This window comes from Anaerobacterium chartisolvens (genome assembly GCF_003337415.1).
GTDB classification, from domain to species: Bacteria; Bacillota; Clostridia; order Acetivibrionales; family DSM-27016; genus Anaerobacterium; species Anaerobacterium chartisolvens.
Genome location: NZ_QPJT01000016.1, coordinates 1 through 17,804 on the forward strand (window position 1 = coordinate 1; position 17,804 = coordinate 17,804).

Below are 17,804 nucleotides of genomic sequence, written 5' to 3' on the forward strand. Positions count from 1 at the left end.
GTGCTGTGCGGGCTGGGCTACAGGCAAATCTGCGGCAGCATGCACAACATAACCATATCCGGCTGCTCACGCATGTTTGCGAGGGGCTATGAGCTACTTAGCTCGGGCAATCCTATGTACCAAAGCGTGTTCGATGAGCTGGCAGGCTTAAGCGTATAGTGTCTTACCCCTCCACACAAAAGGCAAATATCCCAAACCCCTACAAAAACTTTATAGCCGTGAATTCACTTCAACAGAACCATAGTGAGTCTTATTAAGGATGACGCTCTTTTCCTGTTGCCATATATTTTAAAAATCAACACTATTAGATCTCTAAAAATCACCACAGAACAGCCATGACTTTTCCGACACAGGAGAATACAGGAGAATACGTGAAAACGATTGGTAGGGAACACCCCCTGTGGCGTTCCGCTCCCATGACGTTGCCGCTTTATTTTCAAGAAATGTCCCCATTCACAAGGGGGGCTGCCGCAGCAGCCCGCCCTCTGCCTCCTGCCGCTATTTATTTTCAGACAGGCATTTTGGAACCTTAGGCTGGTAGTAGTAAAAACCGCATGCACAACCTGCACTTAATGCTGCAATTAATGCAAGAACTCCGCTAACGATGGAGAATACACCATAAAATCTCTTCTTCATAATAGTCACCTCCAATCACGAATAAAAAATTTTTTACTTCTCTTTGCCTTTGATTTCCTGAATAAGCTCAACTGCCTCATTTATTTTATTGCATTGAAGCAAAGTTTCAATTTTATCAAACGCATACCGGGCACTTTCCTCCAGCTCTGTATACTGCCTATATCCCTTTGATATAATTCCCCCTATCGTATCGTATAAAAGCTTAAAAACAGCAAAATTAAATCCAAAAACCATTAAAAGAATTGATACTGAATAAAGGGTCTGATATATTAACGACATCGTATGCCAATACGTATAGAATATAAAAGCAAAGGCATTTTCTAAAGAAACCAGTATTAAGGCACATGAAATAAAATTTTTATGGAAGCGGTGATCAAGTCTCGTAGCTACCATGATGTCATACCTCCACAGAAACACCGCGGACGCTATCTGGATGGCCCTCGTAGGCAAGCAATACAGCACATACCAGTGATAGGCGTTCTGAAAACTTTCAATCCCATTGCAAATGTAAGTAATAATATAAGGGGTATAGGCATTCTCCATTGTTGAAGAGGCTAAATATGTAAATGAAACCGCAAGAAGTATATATGTAAATTTGAGCCTGTATACCACAAGTATTATTAAAACATAAGCGATCTGATGCAGTATAACACTTGTAATTATATTGGGCGATGCCGGACGGATAAACCATGAGGCCGTCAGCATAAGCACTATGGAAATAGTAAAACGGAGGATATTAGCCTTGTTTATTTTAAGCCTGCCCTTTGACCCTGCAAAGAGCAGCATAATTATCAGATTTAAAACTGCCTCGGGAAGTGATAGAAAAAACAGCATATATATATTCATAACCATGCAAAACACCCCCTTTTGCACCTTATTTTGTACTATTATACTACTATAAAATTACATTAAAGTAAACTATTATAGGGTAATTTTGTACATATTTCCCGAAAAGAGTATTTCTGTAGATTTTTAAAGACGCTAAAATATCTGGTTTTATGCCTTTAAAATCTTTTTTCTTCATAGAAAATTCTTTTTATTTATGCGGGAAATTTATTTGTCTGATGCATAAGGGTTTTGTCTTAAATAATTAAAGAGGGGGGACATTTTTGAGAAATGTCCCCCCTCCGCAGCGGCTTTTTCAGCCTGAGATTATTATCCTGTTAAAGCTCTTTTTGCCTCTCTGCAGAAGCATCTTACCATCCGGAAAATCTTCCTTCTTCATAATAGCGTCAATATCCGATACCTTTTTCTCGTTTACATATACTCCCCCCTGCTGCACAGCTCTTCTAGCTTCGCTCTTTGACGGAGTAAGTCCCGAAATTGTCAGAAGGTCAATGAGCCGGATTCCGTCTGACAGCATCTCCTCCGTAATCTCGGTGCATGGTACAGAATCGGAATTTCCCGCACCTGAAAAAAGCGCTTCGGCAGCGGTTCTGGCCTTTACGGCCTCTTCCTCCCCATGTACCAGCTTGGTAACCTCAAAGGCCAGAATCTTTTTTGCCTCGTTAATCTCGGCATCCTTGAGTGAGGATAAGCGGGTAACCTCATCCATCGGTATAAAGGTTAAAAGCGATAGACACTTTTTAACATCACTGTCCTGCACATTTCTCCAGTATTGGTAAAAATCATAGGGAGAGGTTTTTTCAGGATTCAGCCACAGAGCGCCCTTCTCGGTTTTTCCCATCTTCTTTCCTTCACTGGTGGTGAGCAGAGAAAATGTCATTCCGAAGGCTTCCTTTCCCTCCGTTCTTCGTATCAATTCCACTCCCCCTATTATGTTTGACCACTGGTCATCTCCTCCAAGCTGTATAAAGCATCCGTATTTTCTGAACAGCTCAAGAAAATCATAGCTCTGCATGAGCATGTAATTAAACTCTATAAAGGACAGCCCCTTCCCCTCCATCCTGCTTTTGAAGCAGTCAAAGGTAAGCATTCTGTTTACCGAAAAATGCACTCCGATATCCCTTAAAAATTTTACATAGTTCAGCTCCAGCAGCCAGTCGGCATTGTCTACCATTATGGCCCTGTCATTGCTGAAGTCTATAAACTGGGAAATTTGATTTTTAAAGCAGGCTGCGTTTGAGTCTATCTCCTCCCGCGTCATCATTCTTCTCATATCGGTTTTGCCGGTAGGATCGCCCACCATGGCAGTACCGCCTCCAACAAGAGCTATGGGCCTGTGCCCTGCCCTTTGCATATGCGCCATAGCCATTAACGGCACAAAATGGCCGACATGAAGGCTGTCCGCAGTCGGATCAAAGCCGGTGTAAAAGGTTACCTTTTCTTTTTCCAGAAGCTCCTTTAACGGCTCCCTGTGAGTCATCTGCTGTATAAATCCTCTTTCTGTAAGGACATCAAATATGTTTGACATTTTTTAGCCACTCCCTTTTCAAATATAAAAAAGCCCTTCAATCCCTGTATAAAGGACGAAAGACTCCGTGGTACCACCTTAATTTGCATCAACATAAATTACTGTATAATGCCTTGCTTCGATATAACGGTCTGCCCCGGCACACGCTTAAATGCACAGCTCCAAAGCCGTATTTCGCCGTCCGCCCTAAAAAAAGGCATTCCACGTACTGCAGCCCTTTCACCTGCCGGACTGCTCTCTTGCCGGCACCTGTATCCAAGATGCCTTGTAACCGTGTACGACTACTTGAATGAAATTCCTAAAGCCCCTATAGACAGAAATTTCATATGCTCTTTCATTGCTTTTAAAAACATTTCAAATTTATTTTTCATTATAATGCATATACTTCCCTATTTCAAGAAATAATTTTTCAATTCCTCCTGATCATGCTGAGAGGAAACGGCAATCACCAAATCACCCATTCTAAGAACAGTATACCCGTTGGGGATAATAACCTCTTCATCCCTTATTATGGAGACAATTACGCAATCCACAGGCAGGCCTATATCCCTAAGACTCTTTTCACATACCGGGCTGTCGGGCTTCACAATAATTTCACTTAGCACAATTCTGCCGTTTTTCATTTTCATAAGCGTCTTCATCCCTGAGTAGTCGACCTCCTGCTCTATCAAATCGGCTATTATGGATGTGCTGCTCACGGCAATATCCACGCCCAGACGCTCAAACACTGTAATGTTTTTAGGGTTATTGACTCTGGCTATAGTCCGTCTTACGCCAAAGCTTCTCTTAGCCAGCTGGCAGGAAATGAGGTTATCCTCATCCTTTCCCGTAACCGCAATAAAAATATCCGCTCTTTGAACCTCCGCACTGGATAGATCGTCCAGCTTTGTACCGTCGCCATTAATAACGGGGATGTTAAGCTGTGTGGATATTTTTTGGCACAGCTCCATCTGTCTCTCTATAACTACAACCCTATGCTTATAGGGCATGAGGGTTTTACAAAGGTAATACCCTATTTTACCCCCGCCCGCTATAACTATATACATCCCTTACCCTCCACTCCCCCAGCTCCTTGGTCGGTGTCCTGCCTGCCATAGACAAATTCTGTCTCAGGACATCGGTTTTTAGAATATCAGTCAACCATTTCACTTATTACGAGAATATCATCATCAGCGAGCTTTATGCCCGGATTGGCAAAAATAAACCTTCCCTTCTGCACTATCCCGAAAATAGCGGTTCCGGCCTTTAGCTTTATACTGGTCACCCTTTTCCCTTGGTACCCCTTGGGTATTTTTTTATACTTAAAGGAAAACACGTTGCTGCCTATTATGTGATGGCATGAATTCTCTTCCCCAAGTACTATTGAGCGTATTACATCCGCAGTCATGTTTGTCGGGCATATGGTTTCAAGCCCAAACTCATGAAAGACATGCTCACGGGCAGGATTATAAATTCTTGCTATAACCCGGGGCACCTTGAAAATTTCTTTGGCAACCTGACAGGCCATTACGTTTATATTATCGTCAGGAGTAACTGCAGCCAGAGCATACGCCGTCTCTATCCCCGCTTGCTTTAAAACATCCTGATCTATGGGCACTCCTGTGACAGTTACCCCGTTAAAACCCCCGCCCAAGCTCTTAAAGTTGTTACTGTCATTATCCACAATAACAACATCATGCCCCTCATCGGACAAAATCCTCGCAAGTCCGGAGCCTACCTTACCGCACCCGATAACAATTATCTGCATAAATATTCCTCCCGGTTACCCCGTGACAAATAGTAAGCGTTATAAAAATTCAATGCTACTATATTATCTTAATGCCCATGAAATGTATACCTCCATTTTTTTTAAAATTGTCATATACCGGGCATACCTCTGCCGTTTAGCGGGCTTTATTTAAGCTACACGCATTAAATCTATCTGTCAGTCCTTTTTGCTCGTGTTCTTACAAAACATAATTTTTAAACAAAAGGCAAAAAATATTACAACGAAATATTTACTATGAGAGGATGATAATTTGCTTATAATTTTTGTCAGAACATTAATACTGTACGGTATTGTCATCGTAATAATGAGATTGATGGGAAAAAGGCAGATAGGCCAGCTTCAGCCCTTCGAGCTGGTGGTGGCAATAATGATTTCAGATCTTGCAGCCGTTCCTATGCAAAACACCGGAATACCGTTGATTAACGGTATAATCCCAATTGTCACCCTGCTAATCGCTCAAGTCACAATGTCTCTGATAGCCATTAAAAGTACAAAAGCAAGATCTATAATATGTGGCAGTCCAAGCATACTAATCCGCAATGGAGAAATAGATCAGCACATGCTTACAAAAGAAATGTACACTATAAACGATCTTCTTGAGCAGTTGAGAAGTAAAAATATACCCAATATCGCAGACGTTGAATTTGCAATACTTGAAACAAACGGGCAGCTGAGCGTAATACCAAAATCACAGAAAAGGCCGGTAACCCCTGAGGATCTGAGTATAGCTACAAAATACGAGGGGATACCTCTTGACCTGATTATTGACGGCGAAATAAACAAAAAAAACCTTTGCAAGGCCCGGCTGGACGAGAGCTGGCTTATACGGGAGTTAAACAAGCTTTCCGTTAAAAGCCCCCGGGAGGTATTCTTTGCCAGCCTTGACAGCTCGGGAAACATATTCTGTCAGCGTAAGAACGATAACCATAAGGAGGAAGCAACATAATGCATACACTGAAAATAGCTGCTTCTATAGCTGTACTGTTAGTGCTGATTATCACAGCAGGCATTTACACAAATCACGCACTGCTCTCAAGTTCTAAAAAGCTGGAAGCACATATAATAAAAATTGAGGAAGCCAGTAAATCCGAAAAATGGGCTTCCGCCAAAGAACAGCTCGATATGGCAAATGCTTTATGGGATAATACGGAGGGTGCCTGGTCAGTGCTGATAGATCATATAGAAATTGATAACATAAAGGAGCTTTTTGTGCGCACAGAAAAATATATAGAGACACAAAACCAGTCCATGACTCTGGCAGAGACTGCTGCGTTAAAGCAGTGCATCAGCAATATTCCTAAAAAAGAGAATTTCAATATTAAGAATATTTTTTAAGCTCCTAAAAAATAAAGCTTAAAAACAGCACATAAAACAATCCGCTCGCCAGAAGGGGCAAAGGAGTAAGCCTGCCTTTAATCCTCAGCCATAAAAGCACCATGCCTGACGAAAGTATAGCCGAAGCGAAGCTTACGAGGGCTGTCATATCCAGCCTCCAGGAGGTTGCAAGTATACCTATGCTTACAGGTATGCACGCTTGAAACACCATAGCCCCGGTAATGTTTCCCAGCGCCAGAGTGTCTTTTTTTTTGCTTATCCATATAACACTATTGAACTTTTCGGGAAGCTCTGTGGCCACAGGCGCTATTATGATGGACAAAACCAATACGGGAAGCCCCAAAGCCCCCGATATATCCTCAATAATGTTTACAAACAAATGCGCTCCAAGAACTATCCCAAGCAAGGATATAAAAATCTGAAGCAAAATCACTCTCAAGGCCGGCCTCATGTTAAGCAGCTCCCCTAAATACAGGCTTCCCGGGTCTAAGTGTCCCGACTTATCATTTTTGACTGTTATTGCTATGTAATATATATAGAAGCATATTAAGAAAACAGCAATTATATATTTAACAGTCAAAGCATTTATAAATCCCGCGCAAATACCCGTACTGTAAGCAATTATAAAAAATGACAAATCCCTGCCGAGTATTTTATTGTTTATAAGCATCGCCATGCCTGATTTTCTCTTTTTATAAAAAACCAGTACGCTCAGGCCGGACAGAAAAAAGGCAAGGGTGCTGAGCATAAACGGGGCTCCTATAATTGCACCTATGCCTATTTCCTGACGCATTCCTCCATTGCCTGAAAGAAATATTGCTATTATGGGTATCATTGTTTCAGGAAGGCAGGTTCCCACTGCTGAAAGTATGCTGCCCACCACCCCGTCCCCCATATTCAGCCTCTTGCCCAGCCATTCAATACCATTTGTAAACAGTTCACAGCTTACTAAAATTATCGCAAGACTCAAAACCAAACCCAATATATGAATTAACATAGCCAATCTCTCTTCCGGCTCTTTTATAATATGCTCTGCAAATGCGCAGCCTGCTGATCTTTCCCTCTAAGCTTGCATCTATACAATATATTCGGCTATGTACCGCGAAATGTATTTCTTTTTGCGAAAAATGCCCCATATATAAAAAAAGACTTATAACATGATCCCATACCCTTAAAGGTATAAAATAATGCTAAAAGCCTAAGCCGGTATGTCACCTGCGATTTGTCAATACTGTTTACTTGATTTTGCTTCTTAAAGCCTCATACATTAAAAGAGCCCCCGCTACCGAAGCATTTAGAGATTCAGCTCTCCCCGCCATGGGGATCTTAACCAGTAAATCGGCACAGTGCGCAACCTCGTCGCTTATTCCGTTGGCCTCATTTCCTATTACAACAGCGGAGTTTGTCCATGAGGGTATGTCGAAGTAGTCCACGCTTCCACCTGGATGTGAGGCATATATTTTAAATCCGCGGGCTTTAAGCGTAAGAGCCGTTTGAGCCAGATCATCACTTACGCAAACAGGGATATGAAAGACCGAGCCCATAGTGGCCCTCAGCACCTTGGGGTTATAAATATCCACACACCCCTTTGATGCTATAATCCCTTGAACGCCTGCGGCATCAGCGGTTCTTATTATAGTTCCCATATTCCCGGGGTCCTGGATTGAATCGAGAAGAACAAGAAAGCTGCACTCTCCGCTCATCAGCCTGTCTGTCTGAAAATAATCCGGCTTTATTACGGCAAGAATCCCTTGGGGATTTTCAGTGTCTGAGATCTCCTTAAAAAGCTTTTGGGGCAGTATATAAACTTCATATCCTATGCTGTCCCCATCTGAAAGAAACCCCTGCACCGCTCCGCTCTCATACAATTCCTCCGAAATCAAAAGCTTCTGGATTTGAGCCCTCTCCTTAACAGCCTCCTCAACAAACCTTGTGCCCTCTATGAAAAAAAGGCCCCTGCCCTCACGGTGCTTTCTGGATTTTAAAAGCTTTACTTCCTTCACCAGGGGGTTATTACCGCTTGTAATATAATTCATAACAATAACACTCCGAAACCTTTTATTGCACCAACAAATAAGGAGCTCTAAGAGCTCCTCTCATTATGCTTTATATTGCGTTTTTTGCTTTCTCTGCCAATTGTGCAAAAGCGGTAGCATCATTAATCGCCATATCGGCAAGAACCTTTCTGTTTAAGGAAACACCTGACTTCTTCAGGCCGTTTATAAACCTGCTATAGGACATTCCGTTTATTCTGGCAGCGGCGTTTATTCTCGCTATCCAAAGCTTTCTAAAATCTCTCTTCTTGGCCTTTCTGTCTCTGTATGCATATACAAGAGACTTCATTACGGCCTGATTGGCCAATCTGAAAAGCTTGCTCTTTGCTCCAAAATACCCTTTGGCAAGCTTAAGAATCTTTTTATGTCTTGCACGGGTTCTAACCGCACCTTTAACTCTTGACATGTGTATACTCCTCCTTAAATATTAAGCATATGGAATAAGCTTTTTAATGGTAGCTGCATTGGCAGGCGACGCATAAGCAGTCAGTCTGTGGTGCTTTTTCGCCTTTCTATCTTTAGATACAAGCCTGTGGCTTCTCCATGCATGACCCATTTTGACTTTTCCCTTGGCAGTCAGCTTAAATCTCTTCTTTGACGCACTGTGAGTTTTTAACTTTGGCATATCATTTTCCTCCTATACTCTATGCAAATATAAACTTACAAAAGGCATTTAAAATTTACAGCATCCACTAATTTTATATTAATTGCTTTAAGCAATAAGCTCCTACTGTTTGGGGTTAAGTATCATAATCATGCTTCTGCCCTCAAGCTTGGGTCTTCTCTCAACAATGCCGACTTCCTTTACCTCCTCGGCAAACTTTTCCAGTACAACCTGTCCTAAGGAGGTATAATTCATTTCCCTCCCCCTGAACTTTACGCTTACCTTAACCTTATCCCCATCCTTCAGAAACTTATACGCGTTTTTGACCTTAAATTCAAGATCATGCTCTTCAATTCCCGGAGATATCCTTACTTCCTTCATATTGATAATTTTCTGATTTTTCCTTGCCTCCTTCTCTTTCTTTGCAAGCTCAAACATGTATTTGCCATAATCCATTATCTTGCAAACGGGAGGATTTCCCTGAGGCGCAATTTTAACCAGATCAAGATTTTTTGAATTTGCCATCTTCTGAGCCTCTTTAGAAGATATAACACCTATCATACTGCCGTCAGAGTCAATCAGCCTTATTTCCTTATCCCTAATTTCCTCATTAATCATTAAATCATTTTTGCTAATAACAGAACACCTCCGAGTTAATCTAGCACCCCTGTAACAAAATTATTATCCGGCATACAGGGAACTTAAACACCTGCCGCCTTAAAGCTTTTAACAGCCCGCCGGAAGGCTGCCGTATTAAAAAGCATCGGCACGTTAATATAAGCAACAAAATAAAAAAGTGGATTGAAGAACCAATCCACTTGAAATAATATCCATAAGCATACACAAATTCGCTTAATAAGCCTATTATTAACCTTACAAATCTAATCCGCAAGGTGAGAAGTGGATAACTCCTTCTTTACACGCTAGTACAGTCTAGCACAAATAAACACTTCTGTCAATGAATTTTTTAAAGTGTATTATAAAATTTTTGTACTCAGCTTTCTTCCTCCCACAAGGTGGTAATGAATATGAAACACTGTCTGTCCTCCGTCCTCCCCGCAATTATTTATAAGACGGTACCCGCTTTCCGCTATTCCCAGCTTTTGTGCAATCTTTTTAGCAGCCATATGTATATCTACAATATAGCCCGCACTGCCGGAATCGACATCATTCAGATCCTTTATATGCTCCTTTGGAACAATCAAAACATGAACGGGAGCCTCGGGGTTTATGTCCTTAAACGCCATAACCCTGTCGTCCTCATATACCACGGTGGACGGCAGCTCTCTGTTTATGATCTTGCAGAATATGCAATCATCCATACTATTTCACCTGACCCTCTATTATTTTTAAGGCGGTCTGAAGCGCCTCATTTATTTTTGAAATATCCTTGCCTCCCGCCTGAGCCATGTCCGGGCGTCCTCCGCCTCCGCCTCCGGCAACCCGTGCGGCCTCTCTGACAATATTGCCAGAATGAATACCCCTTGCCACGGCATCCTTTGTTGCCGACACAATAAAGCTTACCTTGTCACCATAGCCCGACGCAAGCACTATAACTCCCGACACAAGCTTTTCCTTGAGCATATCCCCCGTGTTTCTGAGCGCCTCCATGTCGAACTGGTCAAAGCGGGCGGTTATGACGCTTATGCCTTTAACATCCACGGCCTTTGACAGCACCTCGTCTATCGAGCCGCTTACCAGCTTGCTTCTTAACCTCTCAATTTCCTTTTGTGAGCTTTTAAGCTCCGCAGACAGGGCATCAAGCTTCTTCAAGCCGTCCTGAGGGCTGGACTTAAGAGCCGCCGCCATTTCGTCGAGCATTTTTTCCCTCTGCCTGTAGTAATCTACGGCGGTAAGCCCGGTGATGGCCTCAATTCTCCTTACTCCCGCTGCCACGCCGCTTTCCCCCAGTATCTTGACAAGGCCTGCCTGTGCGGTGCCCTCTATATGCGTACCCCCGCAAAGCTCGGTGCTGTAGCTGTCAACGCTTACTACCCGTACTATGTCTCCGTATTTTTCACCGAATAATGCCATAGCCCCTGACTTTCTAGCCTCATCAATGGGCATTTCATTTATCTCCACAGCCAGATTATCCATTATTACATCGTTTACTTCCTTCTCTATCCTCTCCAGCTCCTCGCGTGAAACGGGAGAAAAATGGGTGAAGTCAAACCTCAGCCTCTCAGGCCCCACAAGTGAGCCCGCCTGAGAAACATGGTCCCCCAATACATTTTTCAAAGCCCTTTGAAGCAGATGAGTGGCGGTATGGTTTCTTGCTGTTGCAAGCCTTCTTTTTTTATCAATTGATGCCTTTACGGTACAGCCCTTTTCAATAAGACCCTTCTCTACCACGCCCATATGCAGGTATTTTCCGTCTGCGGTCTTTTTACAGTCCCAAACCCTTATAAGCCCGCGCTCAGCTTCTATATATCCCGTGTCTCCCACCTGTCCTCCGCTTTCTCCATAGAATGGTGTCCTATCCAGCACAACGGTTATTTCGTCTTGCTCCTGAGCATTTCCGGCTTCCTCTCCATCCCTTACGATAAACTCTATCCGGGCATGGCATTCGCTTTGGCGGTATCCCACAAATTCGGTGGTTATGCTTTTATCCAGTTTGGAATAAATATTGTCTCCCCAGGCAGCCGCTCCTTTTGTTTTCAGCGCGTCTCTTGCCTTCTGCTTCTGTATGCTCATTTCGTTCTTAAAGCCTTCCTCGTCAACCTCAAGACCGTTTTCAAAGGCGATTTCACGGGTAAGATCAAGGGGAAACCCATAGGTGTCGTGGAGCTTAAACACTATGCCTCCCTCAATTTTATCTATGCCGCCGGATTTTGCCTGCGCGATAAAATCATTGAGTATTGTAAGCCCCTGATCAATTGTTATATCAAATTTCTCCTCTTCAATTCCAATAACCTTGCGGATATATTCAGCCTTTTCCTCTAATTCGGGATATGCCTGCTTCGACTCGTTTATTACAACCATTGCAACGTCATGCAGAAACGGCTTTTTAATTCCCAGAAGCTTGCCATGCCTTGCAGCCCTTCTGAGAAGCCTCCTAAGCACATACCCTCTGCCCTCGTTTGAAGGAATTACGCCGTCGCATACCATCATGGTTGTGCTTCTTATGTGATCTGTAATAACCCTTATGGAGATATCCTCCTTCTCGGATTTCTTATACTCCACACCTGCTGTTTTACATATATGCATAAGAATATTTTTAACAGTGTCCACCTCAAAAAGGTTGTCCACTCCCTGCATAATACAGGCCAGCCTTTCAAGGCCCATTCCGGTATCAATATTCGGGCTTGCAAGCCTTGTATAATTGCCCTCCTCGTCCCGATTGAACTGGGTAAATACGTTATTCCAGAACTCCACATACCTGTCGCAATCGCAGCCCACCTTGCAGTCGGGACTTCCGCAGCCCGCCTCCGGCCCCCTGTCGAAGTATATTTCAGAGCATGGCCCGCACGGGCCCGTGCCGTGCTCCCAGAAATTATCGGCCTTCCCCATCCTGACAATTTTTTCAGCCGGAACACCCACGTCCTTATTCCATATTTCAAAGGCTTCCTCGTCGTCCTGATAAATGGTTATCCAAAGCTTATCCAAGGGCATTTGCAAATCCTGCGTCACAAACTCCCAGGCCCAGGGTATTGCCTCTTTTTTAAAATAATCTCCGAAAGAGAAATTGCCCAGCATTTCAAAAAAAGTACCGTGCCTTGAGGTCTTCCCGACATTTTCAATGTCAGGCGTTCTTATACACTTCTGGCATGTGGTAATCCTTTTTCTCGGCGGATGCTGCTCTCCCGTAAAATATGGCTTTAAAGGCGCCATTCCTGAATTTATCAGCAAAAGGCTGGGATCGTTCTGAGGCACCAGAGGAAAGCTGGGAAGGCGAAGATGCCCTTTTCCCTCAAAAAATTTCAAATAACGTTCCCTTAATTGGTTTAACCCTAGTTTTTCCATATTATTCTCTCCTCATTTATCTTTATGTTCTATAAATTACTGTAAATATATAAAAACTCCCGCCCTTAAAACCCGGAAACGAGAGTATTTCACGCAGCACCACCTTTATTGCCTGCAATAAAGGCATTAAAGCATATTTATTCAAAGGGGGTGAATGACCCACAGCTTAAGGGGTTGCTCTATAGCAATAAAATTATATAAAAGTATGTGGTAAGTGTCAAGAATGATCGCGCGGGGAAAAGTGATTATCTTGAGATATATAGTATATATGTAATTATACAATTGCTTCTATACTCCTTTTTATTATTACCTTTATAACCGCGGCAACAGGTACTGCAAACAGCATACCGACTATTCCGAAGAACTGTGCCCCTGCCAGAACGGCGGCTATGGTGCTGACGGGGTGAAGCCCCAGCCTTCCTTCGATTATTTTTGGTGAAATAAAGGAATTGTCTATCTGCTGTATTATTGTAAACACCACGGCAGTCCAAAGGGCCTTGGCAGGCGATTCCATAAAGGCTATCGCAACAGCGGGAACAGCCCCTATAAAAGGCCCGAAGTATGGGATTATGTTTGCAAGCCCCCCTATAAAGCCCAGTACCACCGCGTATTTTACATTAACTATCAATAGCCCTATCGTTTCAAGGACTCCTATTATAACGGCAACCAGAAGCTGTCCCTGTATAAAGCCGGCAAGAATAACGTTTATCTCTCTGGCGGTATCCACCATTCCGTTTCTCCACCTTCTAGGCAGCAGCGATAACGCGCCCTCCTTAAACGCCTCGGCATCCTTTATAAAATAGTATGCTATTACCATGGACAAAATCACATCCAAAAATATTCCCACCGTCTCTACAAAGCCGGCAAGAAAGTCTTTTAATTTGTCGGCAACATAATTCTGAGCCATCAGAACGCTGTTTTGCACCTCACTGAATATGGCGCTCTTAATGTCCTCCGGCCATCCGCTCGAGATGATGAAGGAAGACACACTGTTGAACAGGCTGCGGTAGCCCTCTGTTATTTCGGGTATGGTTCCCATAAGATCCTTTATGTTTTTTATAAGCTCCGGCATTATAAAAATAACCGTGGTTATTGCAGCAAGCATAAACAACAGGTATATGAAAATAATGGCGGCGGATCTGGGGATTTTTTTACGCTCCATAGCTCCGGCAACAGGGCTTACCAGATAGGCTATTACTATTGCCATTATAAATGGGGTAAGTATCTTTCCCAGCTCTTTTTTAAAGGTATAAAAAAACAGTATAAGGGCAGAAAGCAAAAGTACTGTTATTATTGCCAATGCAACCCTTTTCTTTGTAGACATATAAAAGCTTCCTTTATCCAATTATCCAATTTATAATAGGGCCCATTTATGCAGGTTATATATATCAGGTTAAAAAGGGCCGGATATATATCCGGCCCTTTTTAAAGCTGGAGCCTTTCGTTATCTGAATAAGCCAACCATGTCCCCGACAATGGAGCCGGATTTCCTTAGCATATTTCTCCCGTTTTTTATAAGCCTTTTTCTGTTTCTTCCGCTCATCATGTCATTATTCATAAGCATACTGACCGATGCTCCTATCAGGCTTCCTATTACAACTCCCCTTGTAAAGCCGCTTCTCAATATAATCACTCCCTTCTGCTTTTATTTTAAAAAAACGCCTCAGTCCCCCTCCTGTTTGGGTCATTTCCTCTACTGCCTCTTTCTCTACTATTATGTTCTCTTCACTGAATTCTACTTTTCCAAATAAGGGAAGCAGACTTCTTCCCTTCATAATATCCTGCAAAAGCCCGTCGGATATCTCCAGACCCTCTACAACCCCCGTCTTGCAGTCAAATACTATATCCTTAACCACTCCTAAGTCGCTGCCCCTTTTTGAGTATACCTTAAGGCCCCTTATTTCTCCCTTTTCCTTAAGTTCCTCATTATTTTCCGACCTATGCATTTTCCTTATGGAGGCACCATTTTCTATTATCAACGCATCCCTTCCGACATTTAATACATCCTTCAGAAATATAATGCGCTTATAAATTTCGCAGCCCTTTCTCTCCAGCATAAAGCCTTTTATTTCCTTCTTTTTGGGACAGAAAATGACATCCTTTACCAAACCCAGCTTTTTGCCCGTGTCCGCGCTAATTACAGGCAATCCAACTACCTCGCTGTACCTTTCCATATATTTATGTCTCCGTCGCTTTTGTTATAAAATTGTTAATTTTAATAATGTGTTATTAGTATTTCTTCATATGCCCTAAAAAATTCAGCTTAATAGCGTGGATAAAATTGTCAAATTGTTTGACTAAAATCATGTATTAATATAAAATTTAACGTAGTCAAAATATATTTAGCAATAAAGATTTTATATGGACGTTATAGTTTTTTTGTGAGGTGTATACAAATGGATAAAGCAATTTATGAAGGCTTTAAGTCTTTAGGCATACAAATACCCGAGCTTCTTCTGCCCGCAAAGGGCATTGATATGGAAAAATGGTCTGTTGTGGCCTGCGATCAGTATACCTCCCAGCCGGAGTACTGGCAGGAGACGGCTTCTTATATAGCAGACAGCCCCTCTACTCTAAGTCTCATTTTTCCCGAGGTGTACCTTGAGGATAGCGGAGGCGATCAGAGAATTGAAAGCATAAATGCTTCAATGAAAAGCTTTGTGGAAGTCGGCATACTTGCCCCTCAGAAACCGGGCTTTATTTATGTGGACAGAAAAACCTGCTGCACCGGCTCCAGAAAAGGGCTTATGCTGGCTGTAGATCTTGAAAGGTATGACTATAGAAAGGGCTCCCAGTCCCTTATAAGGGCTACGGAGGGTACTGTAATAGAAAGACTGCCCCCAAGGATAAAGGTGAGGGAAAATGCCTCTCTTGAGCTTCCCCACATAATGCTTCTTATTGACGACCCCGCAAAAACAGTAATTGAGCCTCTGGCAGACCATGTGCAAAGCATGGAAAAGCTGTATGATTTTGAGCTTATGATGGGAGGGGGCCATATTTCAGGATATAGGGCCGACAGCCCGAAGCTTGTGGCGGAAATACTGGATGCCTTGAAAAAGCTGGCATGTCCCCAAGCCTTCGCCAAGAAATATAACGTAAGCGATGATAAGGGGGTTCTGCTTTTTGCGGTGGGAGACGGAAACCATTCCCTTGCAACCGCCAAGGAATGCTGGGAACGCATAAAGGCGTCGCTGTCATCTGAGGAGCAGGAAAATCATCCGTCAAGATACGCGCTTGTGGAGCTTGTAAACGTTCATGACGACGGCCTTGTATTCGAGCCTATACACAGGGTTGTTTTCAATGTTGAGCCCGGCAGGCTGCTGGACTCCATGGTGGAGCATATGGGAGACTGCTGTGCTTCATACAGGTATTTCGATTCAAAGGAGCAACTTGACCGTTACCTGTCGGAGCTTCCGCCTTCCGGCACAGGGCATACACTTCCTTTCGTCAGCTCCAAGGGCTGGGGCGCAGTTACCGTTGACAACCCCAGATGCAATCTTGAGGTAGGTACATTGCAAGACTTCCTTGATGAGCTGTCCAACAGGGATGAGAACGTGAAAACAGACTACATCCATGGCGAGGACGTTGTAGACTCATTAGGCAGTCAGGAGGGGAATATGGGCTTTTACCTGCCTCCAATGGATAAAAATGATCTGTTTAAAACAGTTATATTGGACGGGGTGCTCCCCAGAAAGACCTTTTCGATGGGGGAGGCCAGCGAAAAAAGGTTCTATCTGGAGTGCAGAAAAATTAAACCTTAGATTTTAATATGATTATGCCAAATCATTTTCATTCTATCATAGAAATCGTAAGGGCGGACATCAAGGCAGACACATAGGTCTGCCCCTACCTTAAGGTTACCCGGTAAATCTTAATATCTGTATTTTGAGAGACAACATTATATATCAATTGGCCCGAAGAAAAGCTGTTGGGCGTTACACCGCTTTTCTGAACCTTTCCTCCTACTCTCGCCTCAGCTCCGGGGGACAGTGCAAATGTCGCAATCAAGCCCGTCGTATCGGTCTCTGAAGGGACCGATATGCTTATTTCCCCCAGAGCCTTTGAGCTGTCAATTTTACCCACTGCCGTACTGGCGAGGAAAGGGTTTTTGTCCTTCTCAAACATATACATGCTGAAATGGGTTTCATCGGAAACCCTCTGGAATTCTATTACCTTTCCCGGAGCATCCTCCCGGATATCGGTCGCCTCAATACTATCTATATTCAGGCAGATTACCGATGCCTTTATGTTATAGGACTGTTTTCCTATCAAGCCCTTAATGTCAAAATTAAGTGTGTTTGTGTTGCTGCCGTCCCCATCCTCATCGGGATAAAACCCGGAACCGCCGAAATCTATTCTGTCGTTCACACCTCCCAGCACATTAACCTCATTGCCGTTCTGAAGCCTGTGTACCACCGCATCCGAACGTATTATTATATATTCCCTTTCATAGTTGTAGCTTGCCGGCTCCGAAGCCAAAACTTTAACTGAGACGGCACTCCTTAAATTGCTTGTAATAAACTCCGAAAAGACCGTTACATCCTGCTGCACGTTGGACTGCTTTGATCCGGCATTATAGGTTCCGGCGCTCTGGCTGTAAATTCCAAAGCCTAAAGCAAGCACAAGCCCCATAAGCACCAGCACAACCATCAATTCCACAAGAGAAACTCCCTTATTGCTTCTTAACATTGCATTCCTCCAATATCATCCTCTTAATATGGTACAAATGTAGAAACATCAAACCTTTGTCCGTTTACCTCTGCGTTTTTTTTAATTATCTCTCCCTCGGAGCGTATTGTTACAGAGGGGCTTCCCGGAAAGGTTATTGTCATATCATGCTCCTCCCCCGCCTCACCCTCTGCCACCGCCCTCTCTATCTTCTCCTGAGCTTCAAATACCGCCCTGCTTTTATATCCCGTACCAAAAATTGCGGAATAGGAGCCTGCAAAAAGAGCTGTAAACGCCGCTATTGTGATTGACAGTATAAATATGCATACTATGACTTCTATGAATGTAAAGCCTTTATTATTTGTTCTGAAGGTTTTAAATTTTTTCAATATGCTCCCTCCT

General features: G+C 43.1%; 20 protein-coding genes and 1 other annotated feature. Of the genes, 3 read left to right on the top strand and 17 right to left on the bottom strand.

The genetic code is table 11. The features are described 5' to 3' along the window. Positions 1 to 312: 312 nt before the first annotated feature. The 6 genes from DFR58_RS22195 to DFR58_RS13680 all read right to left on the bottom strand — a co-directional run bounded on the left by DFR58_RS22195 (position 313) and on the right by DFR58_RS13680 (position 4,757). Positions 313 to 453, bottom strand: a complete 141-nt coding sequence (locus DFR58_RS22195) for a hypothetical protein (protein WP_207659233.1) — start codon at positions 451 to 453, stop codon at positions 313 to 315. 45 nt (positions 454 to 498) lie between these two features. Then, the gene (locus DFR58_RS13660; RefSeq protein ID WP_114298414.1) at positions 499 to 636 is read right to left on the bottom strand and encodes a cyclic lactone autoinducer peptide; all 138 of its coding nucleotides are present in this window, start codon (positions 634 to 636) and stop codon (positions 499 to 501) included. Between the two features lie 33 nt (positions 637 to 669). After that, positions 670 to 1,488: a hypothetical protein gene (locus DFR58_RS13665; RefSeq protein ID WP_114298415.1), complete on the bottom strand. Its 819-nt coding sequence runs from the start codon at positions 1,486 to 1,488 to the stop codon at positions 670 to 672. A gap of 289 nt (positions 1,489 to 1,777) precedes the next feature. Then, on the bottom strand, positions 1,778 to 3,010 hold the full coding sequence (gene tyrS, locus DFR58_RS13670) for a tyrosine--tRNA ligase (RefSeq protein WP_114298416.1): 1,233 nt from the start codon (positions 3,008 to 3,010) through the stop codon (positions 1,778 to 1,780). Between the two features lie 389 nt (positions 3,011 to 3,399). Further along, positions 3,400 to 4,056 carry a potassium channel family protein gene (locus DFR58_RS13675; RefSeq protein WP_114298417.1) on the bottom strand — a complete coding sequence of 219 codons (657 nt, stop codon included), beginning with the start codon at positions 4,054 to 4,056 and terminating at the stop codon, positions 3,400 to 3,402. Between the two features lie 86 nt (positions 4,057 to 4,142). Next, a complete protein-coding gene (locus tag DFR58_RS13680) occupies positions 4,143 to 4,757 on the bottom strand; it encodes a potassium channel family protein (protein ID WP_114298418.1) in 615 nt (204 codons plus the stop codon). A gap of 271 nt (positions 4,758 to 5,028) precedes the next feature. Between DFR58_RS13680 and DFR58_RS13685 the strand changes: the two genes are divergently transcribed. Continuing rightward, on the top strand, positions 5,029 to 5,724 hold the full coding sequence (locus tag DFR58_RS13685) for a DUF421 domain-containing protein (protein WP_114298419.1): 696 nt from the start codon (positions 5,029 to 5,031) through the stop codon (positions 5,722 to 5,724). After that, a complete protein-coding gene (locus DFR58_RS13690) occupies positions 5,724 to 6,113 on the top strand; it encodes a DUF4363 family protein (protein ID WP_114298420.1) in 390 nt (129 codons plus the stop codon). The genes DFR58_RS13685 and DFR58_RS13690 overlap by 1 nt, the downstream gene beginning before the upstream one ends. Before the next feature lie 4 nt (positions 6,114 to 6,117). Here the strand turns inward: DFR58_RS13690 and DFR58_RS13695 are convergent, their stop codons facing one another. The 9 genes from DFR58_RS13695 to DFR58_RS13740 form a co-directional block, all read right to left on the bottom strand. Then, on the bottom strand, positions 6,118 to 7,095 hold the full coding sequence (locus DFR58_RS13695) for a sodium:calcium antiporter (RefSeq protein WP_479722746.1): 978 nt from the start codon (positions 7,093 to 7,095) through the stop codon (positions 6,118 to 6,120). A gap of 253 nt (positions 7,096 to 7,348) precedes the next feature. Further along, positions 7,349 to 8,149 carry a TrmH family RNA methyltransferase gene (locus tag DFR58_RS13700; RefSeq protein ID WP_114298422.1) on the bottom strand — a complete coding sequence of 267 codons (801 nt, stop codon included), beginning with the start codon at positions 8,147 to 8,149 and terminating at the stop codon, positions 7,349 to 7,351. A gap of 70 nt (positions 8,150 to 8,219) precedes the next feature. Then, positions 8,220 to 8,573: a 50S ribosomal protein L20 gene (gene rplT, locus DFR58_RS13705; protein WP_114298423.1), complete on the bottom strand. Its 354-nt coding sequence runs from the start codon at positions 8,571 to 8,573 to the stop codon at positions 8,220 to 8,222. A gap of 21 nt (positions 8,574 to 8,594) precedes the next feature. Beyond that, positions 8,595 to 8,792, bottom strand: coding sequence for a 50S ribosomal protein L35 (gene rpmI, locus DFR58_RS13710; protein ID WP_114298424.1), 198 nt, complete (start codon positions 8,790 to 8,792; stop codon positions 8,595 to 8,597). Between the two features lie 102 nt (positions 8,793 to 8,894). Beyond that, positions 8,895 to 9,389, bottom strand: coding sequence for a translation initiation factor IF-3 (gene infC / locus DFR58_RS13715; RefSeq protein ID WP_114298425.1), 495 nt, complete (start codon positions 9,387 to 9,389; stop codon positions 8,895 to 8,897). A 164-nt stretch (positions 9,390 to 9,553) separates the two neighbouring features. Beyond that, positions 9,554 to 9,694: a sequence feature (ribosomal protein L20 leader region), on the bottom strand. Positions 9,695 to 9,748: 54 nt separating this feature from the next. Next, the gene (locus tag DFR58_RS13720) at positions 9,749 to 10,093 is read right to left on the bottom strand and encodes a histidine triad nucleotide-binding protein (protein WP_114298426.1); all 345 of its coding nucleotides are present in this window, start codon (positions 10,091 to 10,093) and stop codon (positions 9,749 to 9,751) included. Position 10,094: 1 nt separating this feature from the next. Then, positions 10,095 to 12,734, bottom strand: a complete 2,640-nt coding sequence (gene alaS / locus DFR58_RS13725) for an alanine--tRNA ligase (protein ID WP_114298427.1) — start codon at positions 12,732 to 12,734, stop codon at positions 10,095 to 10,097. Between the two features lie 274 nt (positions 12,735 to 13,008). Further along, entirely contained in the window at positions 13,009 to 14,058 is a 1,050-nt protein-coding gene (locus tag DFR58_RS13730) for an AI-2E family transporter (RefSeq protein ID WP_114298428.1), read from the bottom strand. Between the two features lie 226 nt (positions 14,059 to 14,284). After that, on the bottom strand, positions 14,285 to 14,908 hold the full coding sequence (locus tag DFR58_RS13740; RefSeq protein ID WP_114298429.1) for a PRC-barrel domain-containing protein: 624 nt from the start codon (positions 14,906 to 14,908) through the stop codon (positions 14,285 to 14,287). A gap of 222 nt (positions 14,909 to 15,130) precedes the next feature. Here DFR58_RS13740 and DFR58_RS13745 point away from each other — a divergent pair, with 222 nt between their 5' ends. Next, the gene (locus DFR58_RS13745) at positions 15,131 to 16,495 is read left to right on the top strand and encodes a DUF1015 domain-containing protein (protein ID WP_114298430.1); all 1,365 of its coding nucleotides are present in this window, start codon (positions 15,131 to 15,133) and stop codon (positions 16,493 to 16,495) included. A gap of 85 nt (positions 16,496 to 16,580) precedes the next feature. Here the strand turns inward: DFR58_RS13745 and DFR58_RS13750 are convergent, their stop codons facing one another. After that, on the bottom strand, positions 16,581 to 17,423 hold the full coding sequence (locus DFR58_RS13750) for a prepilin-type N-terminal cleavage/methylation domain-containing protein (protein WP_114298431.1): 843 nt from the start codon (positions 17,421 to 17,423) through the stop codon (positions 16,581 to 16,583). 23 nt (positions 17,424 to 17,446) lie between these two features. Continuing rightward, positions 17,447 to 17,791 (bottom strand): type IV pilus modification PilV family protein, encoded by a 345-nt coding sequence (locus DFR58_RS13755; protein WP_170138154.1) that lies wholly within the window; start codon positions 17,789 to 17,791, stop codon positions 17,447 to 17,449. Positions 17,792 to 17,804: the final 13 nt, after the last annotated feature.